Source organism: Microcoleus sp. AT8-B5, from assembly GCF_036705565.1.
GTDB lineage: Bacteria > Cyanobacteriota > Cyanobacteriia > Cyanobacteriales > Microcoleaceae > Microcoleus.
This window is the reverse complement of sequence record NZ_JAUBUY010000009.1, coordinates 76,135-98,001: the sequence shown is the minus strand read 5'-3', so window position 1 is coordinate 98,001 and position 21,867 is coordinate 76,135. Positions and strand designations below refer to the sequence as shown.

The 21,867-nt window shown below is 45.7% G+C and carries 17 protein-coding genes; 7 read left to right on the top strand and 10 right to left on the bottom strand.

What is annotated here, in order from left to right:
* Positions 1–160 precede the first annotated feature (160 nt).
* The 6 genes from QUB39_RS08745 to QUB39_RS08720 all read right to left on the bottom strand — a co-directional run bounded on the left by QUB39_RS08745 (position 161) and on the right by QUB39_RS08720 (position 8,893).
* Complete coding sequence (locus QUB39_RS08745; protein ID WP_333057426.1) at positions 161–691, bottom strand: peptidoglycan-binding protein; 531 nt, start codon at positions 689–691, stop codon at positions 161–163.
* 301 nt (positions 692–992) lie between these two features.
* Positions 993–3,086, bottom strand: coding sequence for a HEAT repeat domain-containing protein (locus QUB39_RS08740; protein WP_333209532.1), 2,094 nt, complete (start codon positions 3,084–3,086; stop codon positions 993–995).
* A gap of 217 nt (positions 3,087–3,303) precedes the next feature.
* Positions 3,304–3,663, bottom strand: coding sequence for a nitrite reductase small subunit NirD (nirD, locus tag QUB39_RS08735; protein ID WP_333057424.1), 360 nt, complete (start codon positions 3,661–3,663; stop codon positions 3,304–3,306).
* 261 nt (positions 3,664–3,924) lie between these two features.
* Positions 3,925–6,489 (bottom strand): nitrite reductase large subunit NirB, encoded by a 2,565-nt coding sequence (nirB, locus tag QUB39_RS08730; RefSeq protein ID WP_333209531.1) that lies wholly within the window; start codon positions 6,487–6,489, stop codon positions 3,925–3,927.
* A 339-nt stretch (positions 6,490–6,828) separates the two neighbouring features.
* Positions 6,829–7,617: an ABC-2 family transporter protein gene (locus tag QUB39_RS08725; RefSeq protein ID WP_333057421.1), complete on the bottom strand. Its 789-nt coding sequence runs from the start codon at positions 7,615–7,617 to the stop codon at positions 6,829–6,831.
* Positions 7,618–7,912: 295 nt separating this feature from the next.
* Positions 7,913–8,893 carry an ATP-binding cassette domain-containing protein gene (locus QUB39_RS08720; protein ID WP_333057420.1) on the bottom strand — a complete coding sequence of 327 codons (981 nt, stop codon included), beginning with the start codon at positions 8,891–8,893 and terminating at the stop codon, positions 7,913–7,915.
* 198 nt (positions 8,894–9,091) lie between these two features.
* Here QUB39_RS08720 and QUB39_RS08715 point away from each other — a divergent pair, with 198 nt between their 5' ends.
* A complete protein-coding gene (locus tag QUB39_RS08715) occupies positions 9,092–9,901 on the top strand; it encodes a calcium-binding protein (RefSeq protein WP_333057419.1) in 810 nt (269 codons plus the stop codon).
* Positions 9,902–9,962: 61 nt separating this feature from the next.
* Here the strand turns inward: QUB39_RS08715 and QUB39_RS08710 are convergent, their stop codons facing one another.
* Entirely contained in the window at positions 9,963–10,970 is a 1,008-nt protein-coding gene (locus QUB39_RS08710; RefSeq protein WP_333057417.1) for an NAD(P)-dependent alcohol dehydrogenase, read from the bottom strand.
* Positions 10,971–10,985: 15 nt separating this feature from the next.
* Here QUB39_RS08710 and QUB39_RS08705 point away from each other — a divergent pair, with 15 nt between their 5' ends.
* Positions 10,986–11,168 carry a hypothetical protein gene (locus QUB39_RS08705; protein WP_333057415.1) on the top strand — a complete coding sequence of 61 codons (183 nt, stop codon included), beginning with the start codon at positions 10,986–10,988 and terminating at the stop codon, positions 11,166–11,168.
* A gap of 112 nt (positions 11,169–11,280) precedes the next feature.
* Here QUB39_RS08705 and QUB39_RS08700 read toward each other — a convergent pair whose 3' ends face one another.
* Positions 11,281–12,084: an SDR family oxidoreductase gene (locus QUB39_RS08700; RefSeq protein ID WP_333209527.1), complete on the bottom strand. Its 804-nt coding sequence runs from the start codon at positions 12,082–12,084 to the stop codon at positions 11,281–11,283.
* Positions 12,085–12,585: 501 nt separating this feature from the next.
* On the opposite strand from QUB39_RS08700, the gene QUB39_RS08695 reads away from it, so the two are divergent.
* On the top strand, positions 12,586–13,512 hold the full coding sequence (locus QUB39_RS08695; protein WP_333209525.1) for a DMT family transporter: 927 nt from the start codon (positions 12,586–12,588) through the stop codon (positions 13,510–13,512).
* A 163-nt stretch (positions 13,513–13,675) separates the two neighbouring features.
* On the top strand, positions 13,676–14,533 hold the full coding sequence (locus QUB39_RS08690; protein ID WP_333209523.1) for an Hpt domain-containing protein: 858 nt from the start codon (positions 13,676–13,678) through the stop codon (positions 14,531–14,533).
* 111 nt (positions 14,534–14,644) lie between these two features.
* Here QUB39_RS08690 and QUB39_RS08685 read toward each other — a convergent pair whose 3' ends face one another.
* Positions 14,645–15,019 carry a hypothetical protein gene (locus QUB39_RS08685; protein WP_333057411.1) on the bottom strand — a complete coding sequence of 125 codons (375 nt, stop codon included), beginning with the start codon at positions 15,017–15,019 and terminating at the stop codon, positions 14,645–14,647.
* Positions 15,020–15,519: 500 nt separating this feature from the next.
* Between QUB39_RS08685 and QUB39_RS08680 the strand changes: the two genes are divergently transcribed.
* From QUB39_RS08680 to QUB39_RS08670, 3 genes are all read left to right on the top strand, one after another.
* Positions 15,520–18,042 carry an ATP-binding protein gene (locus tag QUB39_RS08680; RefSeq protein WP_333209521.1) on the top strand — a complete coding sequence of 841 codons (2,523 nt, stop codon included), beginning with the start codon at positions 15,520–15,522 and terminating at the stop codon, positions 18,040–18,042.
* A 123-nt stretch (positions 18,043–18,165) separates the two neighbouring features.
* Positions 18,166–19,629, top strand: a complete 1,464-nt coding sequence (locus tag QUB39_RS08675) for a CIA30 family protein (RefSeq protein WP_333057409.1) — start codon at positions 18,166–18,168, stop codon at positions 19,627–19,629.
* A gap of 132 nt (positions 19,630–19,761) precedes the next feature.
* Positions 19,762–20,640: a sugar ABC transporter permease gene (locus QUB39_RS08670; RefSeq protein WP_333209518.1), complete on the top strand. Its 879-nt coding sequence runs from the start codon at positions 19,762–19,764 to the stop codon at positions 20,638–20,640.
* 239 nt (positions 20,641–20,879) lie between these two features.
* On the opposite strand, the gene QUB39_RS08665 is transcribed toward QUB39_RS08670, so the two are convergent.
* Positions 20,880–21,581, bottom strand: a complete 702-nt coding sequence (locus tag QUB39_RS08665; protein WP_333209516.1) for a DUF4079 domain-containing protein — start codon at positions 21,579–21,581, stop codon at positions 20,880–20,882.
* Positions 21,582–21,867 lie beyond the last annotated feature (286 nt).

The following is a 21,867-nucleotide window of genomic DNA, read 5'->3' as shown; positions in this document are numbered from 1 at the left end:
CAATAACCAACGTCATCTTATAGTTTGCGGTTGCCTCGAAATAAGAAAATCGAGTCAATAGTTAACACTCAAACATTGAGTTTTTGGCTTCCGACTAAACAGTCAACAGTCAACAATTCCGGAGGAGTGCAACCGGAATTGATATGAATCCAACCCGTTATTAGTGCGGTAACTTGCTGAGGGCGTGCCAAGTTCTATAGCCGACAATTCCATCTTGCGGTAAAGCCTTGCTCAGTTGCAATTGTCGCACGGCTACATCGGTCATCGGCCCGAAGAATCCGTCAATAAATCCGAAATAGTATCCATTGATTTTCAAGACATTCTGAACTATTTTAACAGCATTACCAGAACTGCCCTTCATGACGACCGGCATATTCACAGGTGCACCAGAGTATAGTGCTTCCCAAGTGATAGGGCCGACAATCCCATCTTCTTTTAAAAAGACGCGGTGTTGATAGCCTTTGACGGCGTTTTGAACTTGGACACCGAAGATACCGTCAATCGGGCCAAAATAATAACCCCAATGATATAGAAGCTGTTGTAGTTCCTTGACAGCTTGACCTGTTGAACCCATTTGTAAAGTGGGTTTGTTTACTCCCGTGGTTTCAGCAAATGCCAGAGTTGATTGAGCAGTATTATCGGCGACGAGAGCCATAGTTTCATTGTTCAAGCTTCTTTCTTCGGTGTACATAATGTGCTTCCTCTCAACAGTTAAGTTTTGGTGTTTGATATTTCAGGTATAACTGGTGGGATTTGTGGATGCACAGTCACTTTTTCGAGTGTCACTCATTTGAGTGTCACTCGTTTGAGTTAGTCCCAGTGTTAACTGTTAATATCTCTTCCGGCTGCGGCGGAATGATATACTGAAACAATGTTAAGAGTGCAACGAAGACAAGTTATGCACTAAACGCCTAAAGTTGGAGCCTCCTCAAACTCCAGAAAGAAGAGCAGGCATGATGAATTTTCCGAGGTGTCTAAAGGATTGTTTCTACTTACCAGTCTTGGCTGCGTAGCCGGCGACCCGCTAAGGCCCGCACTTGCTCTTCTGCGTCGGAAACTGCAAGCGATCGCAACAAGGGCACAACTCCCGGATTTTCGGGATAATGTTCGATAATAGCTTCGAGTGCTGTAAATCTGGGATTGTAAGGAAAAGAACCGTTTTGATTGTCAGGATCGCTCAAAGTTCGATCGCGCAAAAACTCAAACATTCCCGGCTCATCTTTCCATCCCCGCATTAACTCTACCAGGGCGATCGCCCGCACCTGCGAATCTTGATCTTTTTGAGCTCTAATTTTCAGCCACTCGAAAGTTTGAGACTGATTTGTCCACCCGCGCGCTAACTTTTGCAAAGCGATTTGCCTGACAGCGGGACTCTCATCGCCCTCTGCTTTAGCCTCCAGCAGCATCCAAGTTTCAGGATTGTCTGGCCAGTTGTAAGCGAGTTCAAGCACCGCCGCTTCCCGCACTAGCGCTTCCCCAGAATCGAGCTGAATTTTCAGCCAAGACAAGGTTTCCGGGGCGTCGGGCCACCCCCGCACGATCGATCGCACCAGCACGCTCAGCAGGTGAGAATCATGCTCATACTCGACCCGGCTTTTGAGGAAAGGCAGCGTCTCGCCCCGATGAGACCAGCGTTTTGCGATCTCTGCCACCGCAGTTTCTCGGACGTTCAGGTGTCTGTCAGACGCGGCGAGATTTTGCAACCAGCCAAAGATTTCGAGACTGCCTGATGCCAGTGCGGCGACAGCCTCCACTACTACTTGCCGCACAGTCCAGTAATCCTCGGAATCAGCTATTTTTTGCAGCAGGGGCAGGGTTTCTGGGTGATCGGGCCAACCTGCGGCTATCTGTTGTAGGGCTATTTCTCGCAGGTCGGCGTCGCGATCGCCCAATGCTATATTTTTCAAAAAAGTCAGAGTTTCGGGGTTCCCTGGCCAGCCAGAGGCTATTGCTTGCACTGCTGAGCGCCGGACGCTGGAACTCGCGTCGGACTCGGCTTTAGTCTTCAGCAGCGGGTAAATGTCTGGTTCGTCGGGCCAGTGCGAGGCCAATTCTTCTAAGGCTGCTGTCCGCACTTCTCTGCTGCTGTCGGATTCGGCTAGGGTTTTCAGCAGCAGGCAAAGGTCGGCTGCGGCGGGCCAGCCCGCTGCCAACTCCCGCACCGCTACGGTTCGCAGGATAGAACTTCCTGTCTGGGCAAGGTTTTTGAGCAGGGAGGCCGTGCCTAAAAGGCTGTGCCAACCTCTGGCTATTTCTTGCCACGCACAGACTCGCACTCCCAAATTTTCGTCGGATTCGGCGGCGGTTCTCAGCAGCAGCAAGGTATCTGTGCGATCGGGCCAATTAGAGGCCAACTGTTCGAGTGCTGCGGTGCGGACTGCGGGACTTTGATCTGACATAGCCAGGGCACTCAGCAGCGGCAAGGTATCGCTCGTGTCGGGCCAACCACAAGCCATTTCTCGCGCACAGGTCGATCGCACTGCCCAGCTTGGATCTGATTTGGCGAGGTTTTTGAGCATCAGGTAAATTTCTGGCTGATCTGGCCAACCACGGGCTATTGCTTCGACTGCTGTGGATCGGACTTCGCCACAGTCGGTGGAGTGAGCGAGTATTTTCAGCCAGGGCAGGGTTTGCGGGTCGTTTTTCCAAGTTTGGGCGATCGCGGCGATCGATCGATTGCGAATTTGATAAGTTTCCTGCAATTCTTGAGCGCTTTGATAAAGAATCAGGAAACCCGTGCCGTATTGCGATAACTTTTTTAAAGCGTTTAACAGTTTTTTTTCGGTTTTTTTATTAATATCATTTTCAACTTTTAACAAGCATTGCGCTGCTAAAAACAAATTAATAAATTTTTCTTGTTGACCGTTCTGATCTGTGAGATATTCTATAATTTGGCTCGCTGTTTCTTTGTCGAGCTTAGCTGCAATTTCTCTGAGGACTTCGTGCAAAGATTCGTCCCGCCAGTGCTGGCCGAAAACTTGTATGTTGAGTTCGCCCCAAGTCAGTTGACCGATTTGGAGTTGGGCATGGATTAACTCTGCTACAATCTGGGGATTATTTTCGGAAACAAGTTTTTTTAACAACATACCGATACCCTGCCCCTTAAGTTTGTTTGCATTGACCATCCTCGCATCAGCTCGGATATTAATTGAGATTTTTTTGAGCGAGCGTGGAGTATGGAGCCAATCGACTCTATTTTATACGAAAAATACTGAGTCGGGAGGGCCCTAATGCAAAATCCGCCAGCACCCACAGAAATGTTAGGTGGTGGCGGATGGCGATCGAACAATTAAGCCGCTGAATCTAACTAACAGCTACTTGGACGCGATCGGCTACAACCCGAACCGCAAAAGTAGGAATCTTTACCGTTTCATCATCCAGACATTGCCCGGTAGTCAGACTAAAGTTTTGTTTGTAAATGGGAGAAGCAACTTTGAGAGTGCCGTTGCGATCGCCCACAATTCCCCGCGACAAAACAAAAGCTTTGCTAAACGGGTCATAATTGCTAAGCGCATAAACTTCATCCCCGTTTCCCACTCGGAAAATCGCCACTTGTTCGCCTTTAACTAAAGCGCAAACTCCAGTATAAGGGGCGATCGCATCCAGAGAACACACATCTACCCAAGTAGTCACAGTATCCGAAACTTGTAATGATTGAACCATTTTCTTTTCCTGTTATTTTACTTCAATCTCGTTCCCAGTCTCCGGCTGGGAACGTAGGTTTCGAGGCTCTGCCTCGCCTCGCGGAAGGAGGCTCTGGCTTACGGTTAGAGGAGGCAGAGCCTCCGGGACTTCATTCCCAGGCTCTGCCTGGGAACGAGATTAATTTACTTCAATCTAGTGTTCTTGTTCCCCCCTTATTAAGGGGGGCTAGGGGGGATCTCCGGGTTTCCTAGGCTCTGCTTGGAAACCCGATTATATGGGTTATTCCGAAACTCCAGCCAGAGCCTTTTCATGTTCGTTAGCCGGCCGCGTTTGTCCCCGTTCCGCAACACGAACAATACTCGGATCGGGCAAATCGGAATTCACAAAATGCTGGAATCGCTGCACCTTTTGTGGGTCTTCAATCGTCGTTTTCCACTCACATTGATAAGTATTCACTAAATGTTCCATCTGCGCTTCTAATTCAGCACAAATGCCCAGAGAATCCTCAATTATTACCTGTTTCAAATATTCAATTCCGCCCTCAAGTTTGTTCAACCAAGTAGCAGTGCGTTCCAATCTGTCGGCGGTGCGGATGTAGAAAACCAAGAATCGATCGATATACTTAATCAGCGTTTCCTTATCGATATCCGTCGCCAGCAAAACCGCGTGCTGTGGCTTAATACCGCCGTTGCCACACACATACAAATTCCAACCATTCTCTGTCGCAATTATCCCAAAGTCCTTGCTTTGAGCTTCCGCGCATTCGCGAGTGCAACCAGAGACAGCAGATTTGAGCTTGTGGGGCGATCGCAAACCACGATACCGCAATTCAACTTCGATCGCCAAACTCGTTGAATCCTGCACCCCAAAGCGGCACCAAGTGCTACCAACACAAGATTTTACAGTACGCAGAGCCTTACCGTAAGCGTGTCCCGACTCAAATCCCGCATCAATCAACCGCCGCCAAATATGCGGCAATTGATCCACACGAGCTCCAAACAAATCAATCCGTTGCCCGCCAGTAATCTTAGTATAAAGCCCAAAATCCCTGGCAACTTCACCCAAAACAATCAACTTATCCGGCGTAATTTCTCCCCCCGGTATTCGTGGCACCACCGAATAAGTACCGTCGCGCTGAATGTTTGCCAAAAAGTAATCGTTCGTATCTTGCAAACCGACGTGAGACTTCTCTAAAATATGGTCATTCCAAGTAGAAGCCAGCATCGAACTAACAGCAGGCTTGCAAATTTCGCAGCCCTTACCTTTGCCGTGTCTTTCAATCAACTCCTCAAAGGTTTTAATCTCTTGAGAACGCACTAAATGGTACAATTCTTGACGAGAATATTCAAAATGTTCGCAGAGATTATTTTTGACTGCAAACCCAGCTTTCTTCATCTCCGCCTTGAAGATATCCGTCACCAAAGGCACGCAGCCGCCGCAGCCCGTCCCCGCTTGAGTGCATTTCTTGACGCTGGCAACATCGGTTAAATTATGCTCGCGAATCGCTGCACAAATCTGCCCTTTGGTAACATTATTGCAAGAACAAATTTGAGCAGAATCCGGCAAACTGTCAACTCCAAAACCCGCCGGTGCTCCCCCTTCTCGCGGTGGCATTAATAAATCTTCGGGATGCGGCGGCAGAGCAATTTCATTTTGCATGAATTGCAGCAAAGTGCCGTAACCCGAAGCATCTCCCACGAGAATTCCGCCTAAAATTCGGCTGCCGTCTTGATTTAAAACTAATTTTTTGTAAATGCCTTGGAATGTGTCAGTGACAACAATTTCTTTAGCATCGCCCGACTTGGGAAAAGGCTCTCCAAAACTAGCGACATCCACTCCCAATAATTTGAGTTTAGTGGACATATCCGCACCTGTAAAAGTGCTTGTGGGACGGGCATCTTGTCCGTCATCCGCTACACGGCTCAAAATATCTGCTGCTACGCTTGCCATTGTATACCCAGGCGCAACTAAGCCGTAGATGCGATTTTGATACAGGGCGCATTCTCCGATCGCATAAATGTCAGGATCGGAGGTTTGGCAGCTATCATTAATCAAAATGCCGCCGCGTTCACCTACTTCTATACCGCAACTTCTGGCAATTTCGTCGCGGGGCCGAATGCCAGCAGAAAACACAATCATATCTGTTGCTAATTCCGAACCGTCAGCAAACAGCATTTTAGTAACTTTGCCATCTTCACTGACAATTTCTGTGGTAGATTTGCTGATATGAACCGAAACCCCCAAATCTTCTATTTTGCTGCGGAGAATTGCCCCGCCAATTTCGTCAACTTGCACGGGCATCAGCCGCGAGGCAAACTCAACAACGTGAGTTTTCAAGCCCATATTTTGCAGAGCATTAGCACATTCTAGACCTAACAAACCGCCGCCAATTACTACACCTGTTTTGCAATTTTTAGCGTAATCGGACATCGCTTCCAGGTCGTCAATTGTCCGGTAAACAAAAGTTCCTGTAGCGTCTTTGCCTTGAATTGATGGCACAAATGGAGAGGAACCGGTCGCGAGAACAATTTTGTCGTAGGGAACTTCTAAACCGTTGGCTGAAGAGACTGTTTTTTGTTCCCGATTAATGGCGACTGCTTTGTCGCCAATGTGAATCTGGATGCCGTTTTGTTGATAAAATCCCGGTGCAACTAAAGATAAATCTCCCGCTGTTTTGCCAGAGAAAAATCCGCTGAGGTTTACGCGATCGTAAGCAACGCGCGGTTCTTCACAAAAAGTAATTAAATTCCAGTGTTTGGCAGCATCCGAGCTCACCATTAACTCCAGGAACTTGTGACCTACCATGCCATTGCCGATTACAATGAGGTTTTTTTTGGCTGTCATGAGAATCTATTTTATCCCGTTTATCAGTCGTTGGGTTAATTAATATAAGAATTTATTATAAACTTTTGTACTTATAGATACAAAAAATGGAGATTTATGCAATTGTCGAATACTTCCGATTGCATTTTTGCATGATATGTGCGATCGACCGATTTTAGATTTTAGATTTTAGATTTTAGATTTACTCCACAGTTAAGTGGGGTGCGTTAGTCGATTTTAGATTTTAGATTTTAGATTTACTCCACAGTTAAGTAGGGTGCGTCAAGTAAGTCTTTTTGACAAAACGATTAATATTTTTACTGTGACGCACCTTACAGTTTTCTAATTCTTAATTATTATTTAAGCGCCCATGCCCGAATACTGCTTCAAACCCTGCCGCCATAGCCAGCGATTCCACACAAAAAACACCGCACTCCAACCCAACATTACCAACAAACCGCGGCCTAAATCTACGGGTAATCCTATCAAGATAGAAGCGGGAAAATGAATCAAATAAGGAAACGGCGTCCACAAAACTACTTCGCGCACGGGTGCGGGAAACACTTCTAGTGGCGCGATAAGTCCCGATAAAAACAGGTAAATTAGAAACCAGAATTGCTCGATCGCACTTGCCCTTTCCAGCCAAAAAGCAAACAGCGCAAAGGTATACTGTATAATAAACCGCAAGCAAAAAGCCAAGACGATAACCAGCAAAAACAGCAAAAACCTGCCAAAACTTGGCAGCCAAAAAGCCTGCGGGTAAAGTGCAAAAAACAGCAGCACTAATCCCAATACAAACGGCAGCCTCGCAAACCTTTCGGAAATGTGAGATACGAAGTGGTGCCATACGGGATCGAGAGGCTGCAACAATTTATTAGATAGCCTGCCTTGGACTACTTCCTTTTCAAACTCCCAAATCACCCAAACTACATTTGTTTGCCTGACAATGAAAGCCGCTAGAAAATAACGAGCAAAGTCGATCGAATTCAGCCCAAATTGACCAGTTTCGGCCGCCTGCATCCAGACACCCATCAAGATAAACGGCAAAGCTCCCGACAGCGCCCACAAAAACAACTCCGCCCGGTATTCGAGCATATAAGCGTAGTAGGTAACTAGCAAAGTTTTAGCAATTCTCACAATTCTGTTCATATCAATTCTAGATTTAATTTTTCTGTTTTAGCAACGGGCAAGATGCCCGTTCCACAAAATATTGAAACTCTTGTGGAACAGGCATCTTGCCTGTTCAATTTTTCTGTTTTAGCAACGGTTTTAGCAACGGGCAAGATGCCCGTTCCACAAAATATTGAAACTCTCGTGGAACAGGCATCTTGCCTGTTCAATTTTTCTGTTTTAGCAACGGGCGAGATGCCCGTTCCACAAAACATTGAAAATCTAGTGGAACAGATATCTTGCCTGCTATGGAGAATCAACCCAGCCAAAAACATTACACTTTTCCCGTGCGAAAAACTCTACCAATTACCTCTTCAATTGGCGGATCGGTAACAGTCAAATCTATCACTTCTAACTCCGCCAAAATCTTCGCCACGCTCACCGTCAGCTCTTCCCTTTTCACCAAAAATCGTACCGATTGTCCCTCAATAGATTCTACCTCGCCGTAAGCAAAAGCACTATCTTTTTCCAGCGGCTTAGCTAATTTTACCTGAACTTCCCGATAAGGTGCAAACCTGTCGAGCAATCCGTCTAAACTGCCATCATAAACTAATTGCCCTTCATGGATTAACAAAACGCGCTTGCACAAAGCCGTAATGTCAGCCATGTAATGACTCGTCAACAGCACCGTTGCTTGATAGCGCTCGTTATATTCTCGCAGAAATTGCCTGACGCTAAACTGTGCGTTTATATCCAAACCTAAAGTCGGTTCATCTAAAAATAATACCTCCGGCTGGTGCAGCAGCGCCGCCATCAATTCAGCTTTCATGCGTTCGCCTAAAGAAAGCTTTCGTACAGGCTGATTTAACTTGCCTTCTAGTGACAGCATCTCTGTTAATTCTCCGACTCGCCGTCGATAATCTGCATCGGGAATGCCGTAGACAGCGGCATTGATTCGCAGAGAGTCAAGCACAGGTAAATCCCAAATTAACTGCTGTTTCTGCCCCATCACTAAGGTGATTTTTTGCAGAAAATCGGCTTCGCGACGGAAAGGAGTACGATCGCACACACTCACCGTACCCGCAGACGGATAAATCAAACCCGTCAGCATTTTCAGCGTAGTAGTTTTGCCCGCACCGTTAGCGCCGAGAAACCCCACGAATTCCCCCGGTTCAATACTGAAAGAGACGCCCTCAACTGCTTTGATATTGCGGTAAGTGCGACTAAAAAAGTGTCGCACTGTTCCTTTAAGTCCCGGTTCTTTAATCGCTACTGGATAAACTTTGCTCAAGTCTTCAACTAAGATAATTGGCATCGGCTCAAATTTTAACTTTTATTTTAATCTAGGGTATTTCCATCAGGCTTGTGTCAAGATGGAGCGATCGAGCTATCTAGTAGGGTGCGCCAGCCATTGCTCGATCGCGAGTCAGGAAGTAACTGTGTTCTGGCGCACCCTAATAAACTGTAGAATATTGCAAAATATCCATAATCACATCGCACAAAGTTTACAACTATGGTACTCACCCCAGATAATTCAGGCATCTCTCGTTTGGTAGGAGACAATTCTCCTGAAAATATTACACTTGCACCAGGACAACTTGCTAGTTTTCCTGGGGGACTTTGGATGGTGGGCGGCAATGATACTGTCAGGGGATCGTCAGATGCAGAACGGATTTTCGGCAACGATGGTAAAGACAGTCTGTTAGGCGGTGTCGGCAATGATTCTATTTACGCCGGCAAAGATGATGACGATGTTTTGGGAGAAACTGGCGACGATTTCTTGACAGGAGATAGAAATAGCGATTTCCTTGATGGGGGTGCGGGAAATGATTTGTTGCGCGGAGGACAAGGTGTTGATTTGTTAGTGGGCGGAGACGGTAATGATACTTTAATTGGCGACAGAGATGTGGATATTTACCAAGGTGGTGCAGGGAATGATGTATTTGTTTTTAGAGTCGATCAAGCGGGAATCCGAGTAGTTGGAATTGAAGTTCCTGACGCGGTAATTGTGGATTTTGATAAGTCTAGCGATTCGATTGGCATTAGTGTGGCATTTACCAGCAGCAATATATCATTGGAAGAGGTAAGCTATAGCTTGAACGATCCGAGACTGCTGCTGATCAATCCTGCAACTATAGCGGGGGGAACGAGTTTGTTAGCCAAGGGTGGCATTTCCCAGCGAAGTCTCGATCCCGATGGCAACGGCCGTGTGGAAGCTACTAATATTAGATTTGGTTTTACTAATGCGTTGTTGGGTACTGTTTTGAATGTGACCCCAGCCGATTTAAACGATCGTTTTATTAATGCTAATTCTTTGCTTTAATTCGTTGCTTATATATCTCTAGTAGGGTGCGACCGGGCGCACCTTACCCATTACCCATTATCTAACTCATCGTCAAAACTGCGCGATAGCGCACTTGATTGTCCCGGACTTTCTGCATTGCTTCATTCGCTTGTGCGATCGCAAAAACTTCAACAATTGGCTCAATCTCAAACTTCTCTGCAATTGCCAGCATTTCATTAATCATAGCGCGACCGCCGATGAGAGAACTCACAATTCGGCGTTGCTTTACCAGCAGCGAAAATAACGGAATGCTCAAAGGTTCGTCGGGAACTCCCACAAAAGCAAGCGCACCGTTAGAATCGAGAAAATCAATGTACGGAACCCAATCTAAAGAAGCAGGAACAGTGCTCAACAAAATATCTAATTTGCTGCTGGGGGCTTGAGGAACTTCGCCTTTTCCTACTACAATAGCTTCGTCCGCCCCCATTTTATGTGCAAATTCTGCCTTATCTTGGGAAGTAGTAAAAACTGTAACTCGGTTGCCTAATTTTTTGGCAAATTGCACCGCCATGTGTCCCAAACCGCCGATGCCAAGAATGCCAATTTCTTGCCCAGAACTCATCCCCGCATTTCGCAAACCGGCGTAAACCGTAATTCCGCCGCACAACAGCGGCCCCGCTACGTTGGAATCGATGCCTTTGGGAATAGGAAAAGCAAAGCGGGAATCTACCATCAAATAATCGGCAAAACCGCCCGGCCCTGTAACAATTAATCCCTGGTTTTCATCGCAGAGATTTTCGTTACCGCGCAAGCAGTCGTGGCACTGCAAACAAGACGACCTTTGCCAGCCGACACCAACGCGATCGCCCACTTTTAAATGAGTCACTTGCGGCCCTATTTCTGCCACTTCTCCGATAACTTCGTGGCCCGGAACGAGGGGATATTTTGATTGACCCCAGTCATTGTCAATCATGTGCAAGTCAGAGTGACAAATGCCGCAGGCTAAAACTTTGATAATACATTCATGTACTTTTGGAGGTTCGACATCGAATTTGTATTCTTCAAGCAATCCGCCTGTTTTTGTAACTGCAAGTGCTTTGATTTGCATGGTGTATTTCCTGGTTTGTTTGCCATTATAGTGCTCGATCGACTTTCACAGTCTCTTTCTTTAGTTGTATATATTCAGGTGAACATACCCCTAGAAATGATGCGCGTTACTAATAATTTGTCGGGTGCTTGTGGCGCACCTTACCAATTAGCAATTACCAATTATAGCAATCCTCGCATCAGTTGTAAAAATATTTAGGGGTAGTGCTAATAGTGCCTACCCCAGCCTGCATCGGGGCAACCACGGGGGGGTTGCCCCTACAAGAATTACACAAATCATTTAGGATTGCTATAGCAATTACCAATTAGTCTCATAACTTGCCATTTCCCATTGCCCACTGCATCAAACCGGGAAATAACCGATAAGCTTCCGATGCCAAAAAAGCAGGGCCGACGGTAACTTCTGCACGCTGATTTTTCAAAGCATCCCAGATAGCTTTAGCAATATCTTCTGGCTGAGTTGCCCACTCAGATTTCAGCATTTTGCTCATTTGCTGGCGGCGCGATTCGACTGCGGGTTCGTCTCGATCGCGAAATTGAGCTCTTTCTAAAAAATCGCTGTTAATCAGGCCCGGATGCACGGCGCAAACGTGAATACCTTGAGGCGCTAATTCCAATCGCAAAGTTTCTGTTAAACCTGTTACTGCATATTTGCTGGCACAATAAGCAGTCATTTGAGGCAAAGGCATTTTGCCACCAATTGAACCAACATTGACGATTGTCCCGGTTTTTCGTTCCAAAAAATGTGGCAACATTTCTTGAATTGTGTTAACGCATCCCCAAAAATTGGTATTCATTAATTGCTGCCAGTCTTCGGAGGTAGTGTGCTCGATCGCCCCGGTGAGACAAATGCCAGCATTGTTAACTAAAACATCGATGTTGCCGCAGGTATCTAGGGCTTTTTGGACGATCGCCCGCACTTGTTGAATGTCGCCAACATCCCCCGGAATAGCAACAGCGGAAGTGCCTTCTCGCTGCACTTGAGCCGCTGCTGCTGCCAATCTCTCTGGCTGGCGAGCTACCATAACTACATCGTAACCTTTACTTGCAAATAAAATTGCTGTTGCTTTGCCGCTTCCTTGAGAAGCGCCTGTAATCAAAACTGTAGGAGCCATAGATAGTTATAAATTGTAATATCAATTCCGGTTCAACCGGAATGACAGTTGACTGTTGACTGTTAGCTGTTGACTGTTGACTGTTAACAGTTAACTGTTTGGACATTTGAACAATACCGATGCAACCGGAAACGAGATGATTCGGACTTGTGTGATGTTAATTTTTGTAGGGGCGGGTTCGCCAACAATAATTGCCCATAATCTACAATCTCATAAACCCGCCCTGCCCATACTGCGATATTGAAACTATAACAGAGGTCAGGTAATTTTAGGCGCGCTCTAGGTTAATATTTCTTGAGTATAGCAATTTTTCATTTGGCGATCGGGCTTTTTTAACGAACCGCGAAGGCGCGTTAGCGATGCGGCGCGTTAGCGCTAAGACGCGAAGGAAGAGAGAAGAGGAGAGGAGAAGAAGAGAAGAGAAATTATTCATAATTTGTGCGAAAATTGCTTTGTAAATTTTCCCAATGCCCTGTTTAGCCAATGCCCAATGCCTAAAAAATGAATCTTCCGAAACAAACGCCTAATTGGTCGATCGCCCTAGTGTTAATTATCGGCGTTTTAGCCGTCTCAACTTCATCAATCTTAATTCGGCTGGCTAACTTTTCAGCAGGGGCGGGCGGTTTGGGTTTCAGTCTGGTACTCGCGGCCTCTCGTCTGACTTTATCTGCTTTAATTCTGCTTCCGGCTTGGCGAAAAATTCAGTGGAACACCCTGCAACCGGGAGCTCGGCGCTATGCTGCGGCTGCGGGTTTGTGTCTCGCCCTGCATTTTGCCCTCTGGATTACCTCACTTTCTTATACTTCGATCGCCGCCTCGACAGCCCTTGTCACCACTAATCCTGTCTGGGTAGCGCTTTTGTCGCGTTTCTGGTTCGGCGAAAAACTCAGCAAAATGTCGATCGCTGGTATTACTATAGCCCTGACTGGGGGAATGGCGATCGCCCTTGGAAGTGCGGGCGCAGCTAATGCTGGCAGCAGCCAACTGCTGGGCGATTTCCTGGCTCTGGCTGGTTCCTGGGCTGTCAGCTTGTATTTGCTGCTGGGCCGGGAAGCTCAGCGCCAGGGACTGGGAATTGGTGGCTATATCGCGATCGCCTATACTGTTGCTGCGATCGTCCTGCTGCCTCTCCCCTTCGCCTTCGGCACTACTTATACTAATTACCCCGACATTGTATATTTTTATATTTTGTTAACGGCAGCTTTGCCTCAGTTAGTCGGCCACACCATTTTGAACTGGGCTGTAATGCAGATTTCCCCAACTCTGGTAACTCTTGCCATCTTGTTTGAACCGGTGGCGGCGAGTTGGTTGGGTTATTTGCTGTTTGGGGAAATGCCGGCGCCGGCGGTACTCGCAGGTGCTGCGGTGCTGTTGTTGGGTGTAGCAACCGCTACCGTCGGAGCCAAAAAAATTACTGTCAACACTTAAGAGTTAAAAGTTTTCGACATTGCCACTACAGTTGCCGTGAGTCAGAATAAAACAAATCAGGGCTTAAAAACAAAAATAACTCGTCAGTTAAATATCAGTTCCAAACTATCAAATGTCTGACTAATGACTAATAATACTCGGTTGCCTTTAGGAGAATAAAATTATGCTGCCAGAACAACTACAGCGGATCATCGGCTACTTTATCGAAGAAGCCACAGAACAGATCCAAATTATCGAACCAGGCTTGCAAGATATCCAAAACACCCTGGCAGATCCCCAAAGAATACACCAGCTCATCCGAGCCTCGCACTCGATAAAAGGGGGAGCAGCTATGCTCGGATTTAGCAGCATTCAGCGCATGGCTCATCGGTTGGAGGACTATTTAAAGCTGCTGAGAGAATGTCCGATCGCCATTGATAGCAGGCTACAATCACTCTTAACCGAAGTCTTTGATATTTTAGCCGCCCTCGTGTCCAAGGTTTCTAAGGGTTTTGGGCTCAAGCACGAAGACGCAAACCAAATGCTATCCATCGCCGAACCAGTTTTTGACGAACTCGACGCTTACCTGAGATTGCGAATTCCCACTCGCCTGACGGTGAGAGCTACTACGGACGAACATATTCACGTTTTCTCCGGTTACTGCACCTCCCTGAGCGAATTTTCCTCGACTATTGCTTCGCGCGTCGGTTTGCTCGGCGGCACTATTACCCGCCACGATCGGGATAGCCAGGGCATACGCCTTTGTATTGACATTTACCTGCCGCCTTACACCAGGATCGAAAACATCCGCCAAGCTGTCGAACTCTCCGGCGCTATTATCGGGAATGTTCAGACGCAGCGGGACTTTTCGCTGCTGGCGACTGGAGATTATCCGCTTTACCAAAGTGCGATCGAACCTCCCGCAATTTGCATCGGATGCCGCTACTATTACGGCAGAAGCGACGGGGGCTACCTGCTCAACTGCACGATCCATCCCCGCGGCCCGGAAACAGATGATTGTCGCGATCGCGAACCGGAATAACCGCTGAAAACTCAGCCCTCGGAAGCACGATTTGCCTCTCGAAAAAATCTTCGGAAACCCATATTTTCCCTGATTTTTTTCACATTACCCCCTGCCATTTTTTTTAAGTTTTTAGACAACTACATCCTTCTTCCTTCGGAAATATCCCCTAACAACTGATACCGCAACTCGAATTAATTGCATCATGCTTGCAGGATGAGCGATCGCCCAGACATTGATTGTCAGACAAGTGATTGCCATAACTAGCAAGATGTATGTCGGAGGCATTACTACCCCGATCGCGAACCAGGTAAAAACGTGAAATATCATTGCTGTAGCCCAAAGGCTGGCGACAACCACAGACGCCCAAATTTGCATTCGAGGTCGGTTTAGTCCTGTCAAAATCGCTGTCTGCAAAGTAGTCAGCAAGTTTGCCGGAACTAAAAAGGCACAGATAGCTATGCAGTAGGTATGAGAAAATTCAGTAACTGTATTGAAGTCGAGCATCAGTCTAAATGTCTGGCCTGTTGGGTATACTTAAAGAGCTTAGCGTGACTTGACTTTCATATCTTGTCACCCTTACCTTAACTTAATATTTCAGTAAGTAGGCCGTTCTGGAGACGCATTTCTCTCCCCCTTTTCCAGCAGGGAAAATTTTACCACAAATATTAATTTTTTGGAAAATTATTAAACATACTTGAAGAATCGCAACAATTGCTATGATAATTAACATCGGGAAGCGATAGTATATAGGAGCCAAGTCGGTAAAATTTATAGAAAGCTGAGGCTGGTCTCACAGCAACAAATACTGCAGGCTGATTTTCGACTAAATCTTTTTTGATTCGCTGATGATCGGATGATTGATTCTTGATTGATTCTCAGTGTCCGTCCAGGGATCGATCCGTTATGCGATCGAACAATATGAGATTATCATAGAAAAGCCACTTGGCTCTCAAATCTCAAATCATTAGAACCCTCTCGACATTTTACAGCGGAAGACAAAGAAAATGGATCTACAAATCACAATTCCCGCACTCGAAGAAGTTGACTTGACAAACTGCGACAGAGAACAGATTCACATATCGGGGCTGATTCAGCCACACGGGGTGCTACTTGTTGTACGAGAACCTGAACTAGAAATACTGCAAGTCAGTGAAAATACGCAAGATTTGTTAGGAGTAGAGCCCGAAAGTGCGATCGGTCGAAATTTGAGCTTATTCTTCAATAGAGTTCAACTCAAAAAACTCAAGCTTTGTTTGTGTAATGAAAACTTAAAAACCGTTAATCCCATTAAACTCTCTGTCATAAACAAAGGTAAATATTTAGAATTTGACTGCATCCTCCACCGAGTAGAAGAAGTATTGATGGTCGAGTTGGAATTGGCCACCAGCCCAGAAAATCTTTCAGTTTTTAGTTTTTATCATTCAGTGAGATCTACTATCAGAAAAATTCAAAGCGCCAAAAATCTCAAAGAATTATCTCAAATAACTGTAGAAGAAGTCAGAAAAATATCGGGTTTTGATAGAGTTATGGTCTATCAATTTGACCACGAAGGCAACGGCGCTGTAATCGCTGAAGACAAAGCAGAAATGCTGAGTCCTTTCTTAGGATTAAACTACCCAAGTTCAGATATTCCCAAACAAGCCCGACAACTGTATGCGTTAAATTGGCTGAGGTTAATCCCAGATATTAATTATCAACCAGTCCCCCTTGTTTCAGGAAATAATGCTGTCACCACCCAGCCCACAGACCTGAGTTTCAGCGTATTGAGAAGCGTTTCTCCCATTCACATAGAATACCTGCAAAATATGGGCGTTGCAGCTTCGATGTCAATCTCGTTAATCAAAGACAAAAAACTGTGGGGATTGATTGCTTGCCACAACTATACACCAAAATACCTCAACTATGAATTGCGCGCCGCCTGCGAATTTATCGGGCAAGTAATGTCCTTAGAACTGCAATCAAAAGAAGGAAACGAAGACTACGACTACAAACTACACTTAAAATCCATTCAAACCAAGATTTTTGAAGACATATCCACGTCCGACAACTTGTCAGAAGTGTTAGTTAAATGTCAGCAGAATTTGCTAGAAGCAGTCAACGCCCAGGGAGCCGCAATAGTATTTGGAGACAAGTGCTATCAAGTAGGGCAAACACCTCAAGGAGAAGCGCTCAAATACTTAACTAATTGGGTGCAAAATAACCTCAAACAAGAAATTTTTTATACGGACTCGCTCACCAAATGCTATCCAGAAGCTGAGGAATTTAAAGACACAGCCAGCGGGTGTTTGGCCATAGCAATATCTCCGACTCAGAAAATATACGTTTTGTGGTTTCGCCCGGAAGTAATTAAGACCGTAAATTGGGCGGGCAACCCCAACAAACCAGTGGAAACCGATGAAGATGGCAACCCTCGACTGTCTCCTCGGAAATCCTTCGAGCTGTGGAAAGAAAATGTGAGGTACAAATCGTTGCCTTGGAAACAATGCGAAATAGAAGCTGCATTGGAACTGAAAAAAGCAATGATTAATATAGTGCTGTGTCAAGTCGATAAACTCGAAAAATTAAATACAGCACTAGAAGCATCAGTCGCCAGAGAACGGGAAAAAACTGCTCATTTAAAAACAGCGATGTCCGAGCTGAAGCGGGCGCAGACTCAATTGGTGCAAAGCGAAAGAATGTCAAGCTTGGGACAGTTGGTGGCGGCAGTAGCTTATGAAGTCACTAACCCGATTAACTTCATCTACGGCAATCTTAGCTATGCTAATGAATACAGTCAAAAAATGATCAATTTATTGCAGCTTTACAACCAGCACTATCCGTCGCCTTCGCCAGAAATTGAAGCACAAATAGAAGCAGTAGAATTAGAGTTCATAGTTGAAGACTTACCGAAATTGCTGGGTTCAATGAAAGTAGGAGCTAACCGCATCCGCGAGATAGTTCAGTCGCTGCGAAACTTCTCTAGAATTGACGAAGCAGAGATTAAACCAGTTGACATTCACGACGGATTGGATAGCGCTTTGTTGATTTTGAGTAATCGACTAAAACCGAAGCCCGATCGCCCCGCAATTCATCTCATCAAAGAATATGGTTCTCTGCCTTTTGTTGAGTGTTACCCAGTTCAAATCAACCAAGTATTTATGAATGTACTGGCAAATGCCATTGATGCTCTCGAAGATGCCTTTGTCAACAATAACTTATCGTCGCACGGCGGGGACAAAGAAGAGCCAGTTAAGTACGGACAAATTCGGATTGTGACTGAACTTTGTCCGGGGAAAAAAGCCGTAGCAGTTCGGATCGAGGACAACGGTTGGGGCATGGAAGAAAAAGTGCGCCAGAAAATTTTTGAGCCGTTTTTTACCACAAAACAGGTGGGCAAAGGTGCGGGGATAGGTTTGGCGATTAGCCACGAAATTGTGCTAGAACAACACGGTGGCAAATTGACTTGCATTTCTGCCCCCGGAGAGGGTACCGAGTTGATTATTGAGATTCCCTTGAGCCAAACTCACCCCACACCCATTGTCAAGTGAAAAAAAGTCCGCGCTAGCGAATCTATCCCAAAGGCTAGGAAATCGCCCCAATTCAAAAATCGAAAATTAGATTAAAATACAAAAGCAGCTAAGTAGATTTGAGCCAATTCAGAGGAAGCTAGTATGACTGAAAAAAAAACCGCCCAATGGGATGCCGGCCGGTTTCTCAAAACCTTGGCTTATTTCGGCGTCATTCCCTTCATTGGCAGCATTAGCTGGCTGCAACAACTCTTTGGAAGCAGCAGCAAAACTAAAAAAGACCAACCCAAACTGATACTGGTAGCCGGTGCTACCGGCGGCGTCGGGAAGCGAGTTGTCAAGCGGCTGCAACAGCGGGGATATAGAGTGCGAGCCCTCGTCAGAGATGCTAAAAGAGCAACAGAAATTCTCGGCAAAAATGTCGAATTAGTCGAAGGAGATATCACTCTCCCAGAAACCCTAACACCGCTAGTAACCGAGGGCATAGAAGCAGTTATCTGCTGTACTGGCACCAAAGTTCAACCAGTAGAAGGAGACACTCCAACGCGGGAAAAATATTATCAAGGCATCAAATTTTATATGCCGGAAGTTGTGGATGTTCCCGAAATAGTCGAATACAAAGGCCTCAATAATTTGGTGCAAGCTGTTCGCCGCCAGCTAATTAAAGCAGGCGAAAAAATAATTTTTGACTTCACAAAACCCAGCCAAGATTTAAAAGAAACTTGGGGTGCGCTAGACGATATCGTGATGGGCGGCACTAGCGAAAGTTCGATCGTACTTACAGACAATACAGCTATCTTCACAGGCAATGTTTCTACTGCCAACTCGGGCGGCTTTGCTTCGGTGCGTACCCGCAACTTCGATCCTCCCCTCAATCTCGCAGGATTTAGCGGTCTCCAACTACGTGTCAAAGGAGACGGCAAGCGCTACAAATTGATTGTTCGCAGCGAAGCTAAATGGGATGGAATTGGCTATTGCTATTCGTTTGATACTGTTTACAATATCTGGATTACTATCACTGTTCCCTTTGATGAGTTAATCCCAGTATTCCGCGCCAAAACTGTCAAAGATGGCTCTAAATTTGATGCCAGCACTATTTTTTCTTTTCAGTTAATGTTGAGCAAGTTTGAATATGATGGCGCGCTCAACCCGAAATTTACACCGGGTATTTTTCAACTGGAGTTAGAATCTATTAAAGCTGATGGGGGACAGACTTTGCCGCGATTTGTGATGGTGAGTTCGGCAGGAGTTACCCGCCCTGGCCGACCGGGAATTAACTTGGAAGAAGAACCGCCTGCTGTCAGGATGAATGATATGTTGGGGGGGATTTTGACTTGGAAGTTGAAAGGGGAGGATTGCGTGCGATCGAGCGGCATACCTTATACTGTTGTCAGACCTTGCGCTTTGACAGAAGAAGCGGGAGGCAAAGCTTTAATATTTGAGCAAGGAGACAATATTAGGGGCAAAGTCAGTCGGGAAGATATTGCAGAATTGTGCGTGGAGGCTTTGGAACAACCGCAAGCTTGCAACGTTACTTTTGAGGTGAAAGAGGGGGAAAATGGCAGTTCTCCCGGAGACTGGCAGGGTTTGTTTTCTGGAGTTAAATAAGTGTTAATCCCTTATTACTCGGCGGTTGAAACCGCGTCTACACAAACGAAGTCTGCCTCCGCAGACTAAGAGATAACTGGTTCCCAGGCTCGGCCTGGGAACGAGTAATAACTAATAACTAATAACTAATTTATGCCTTTGACTTTTTTGCGACGAAACCTGACTCCTTATTTGTTTTTGCTACCTGCTTTATTTATTTTGAGTTTGACTGTTTTGTGGCCTGCGGTACAAGCTTTTTATTTGAGTTTTACCAACTACGAATATGATTTAACTCAAATGCCGCAGTGGGTGGGTTTAAAGAATTTTGAGAGGTTGTGGGGCGATCGCACATTTTGGCAAACTTTGACGAATACGCTGCTGTATCTCACCTGCGTTGTGCCTGTATTGGTTGTTCTACCGTTGGGAATGGCGATTTTGTGCAACCAAAAACTTAAGGGGATGAACTGGTTTCGAGCCGCATACTACACGCCGGCGGTGATTTCAATGGTTGTCGCCGGGATTGCTTGGAAGTGGCTGTTTGCTGAGACTGGACTGCTGAATCAGTTGGGGGAATTGTTGGGTTTACCTCCTGTTTCTTGGCTGGCTAATCCGAAGTTAGCAATCTTTAGCGTCATGGCAGTTACTATCTGGAAAGGATTGGGCTATTACATGGTAATTTATTTGGCAGGGCTGCAAGCTATTCCGGCAGAACTTTATGAGGCGGCTGCTATTGATGGTTCTGATGGTTTGGGAAAGCACTGGGATATTACTGTGCCCCTGATGAAGCCTTATTTAGTTTTGGTAGCAGTGATTTCGGCGATTTCTGCTACTAAGGTTTTTGAAGAAGTTTATATTATGACTCAGGGCGGGCCTCGCAATAGTTCTAAGACTGTTGTTTATTATCTTTACGAACGGGCTTTTAAGGATTTGGAAATTGGCTATGCTTGTACGATCGGGCTGGTTTTGTTTTTGCTAATTTTGGGTTTGTCGATTTTGCAAGTTAGCCTTCAGGGTTTGGCTCGCAATGATTAAGATTGGTGACTGATTAGGAGTGACTGAGATATTGCACCATTCTGATCTCAAGAACAGGCAAGATGCCTGTTCCACAATACATCACATCTTAAAAACAGGCAAGATGCCTGTTCCACAATACATCACATCTTAAAAACAGGCAAGATGCCTGTTTCACAATACATGAAATTTCTTGTGGGGTGTCCCGCCCTTCTAATTTATACTAATTTTAGACTTGAATATCGAAGTAATGCGATCGCTCACGGTTTTGGGCAGGTCTTATTGGTGAAATCACAGGTATAAATATAGGGTTTCTGCCAGTTTAGAGGAATTTCTAATAAATCCCTGGTTCCGGTCATTCCCTGTCCCAGAAAGAGCAACACAGCGATCGAGTTCAAGATGACATGGATAGTGCGCCAGCGATTTGAACGGTCTTTGTAAATGTCTTCAATGATGGCAAGGGAGAAAACCATAATTAGCGCAGCGGCGATGCCAATGTAGTAGTGAGACCAGTACCATTCATTGGTTCGCCGATAAACGCCATCTTGAGTGCCAAGAATCACCAAACCAGTACCTGTTAGGGTCGCAAATATGCCGCGCCATAAAGCGGGTGTAGCTCGATATAGCATCACCAAAGAGGCGACAGTTGCAACAAACATCAGCACAATGAAAATGACCTGAAACGAGTTTTTGCTCCAAACATCCTTGCTCAAAATATGCTCAAAAATCGGGTAGGCTAGACCCACCAACGTCACTCCTACCACAGAACCTGACAGAATTCGACCTGCTTTGACGTGTTCTGAACCGACTACAGGTGGAATTTTGCTCTTGGTGTCGATCGCAATTTGCTTGCGACGCTGCATAGTTTGCCACGCCATATTGAGAACAACACCAAGCATAGGAAAAACAATCGCTACAGCTAAAATAGGATGCAGCAAACCCAGAAAATCTTTAAATTCCATAGATCACCTTTTTCTTGAGGAGAGTTGGCTTCATTAACCCGGTTTTTGCGATACATAATATCATATCCGGCGATCTAAGCACAGGAATTTGGTAGTCAGGACTAATAGTAATTGTTCATCGGCATAGATACAACTGAAGTCCTGACTACCAACACGCTTTATGAAGGATAAGTCACCCAATATTTTGCTCGCTCAGAAAATATAGCAGTTGTCAATTGTGTGAGGTACAGCTTGTTAAGGAATGAGAACTAAATAACTTCCACTCTTGAAAGTGGGATGGGCGTCC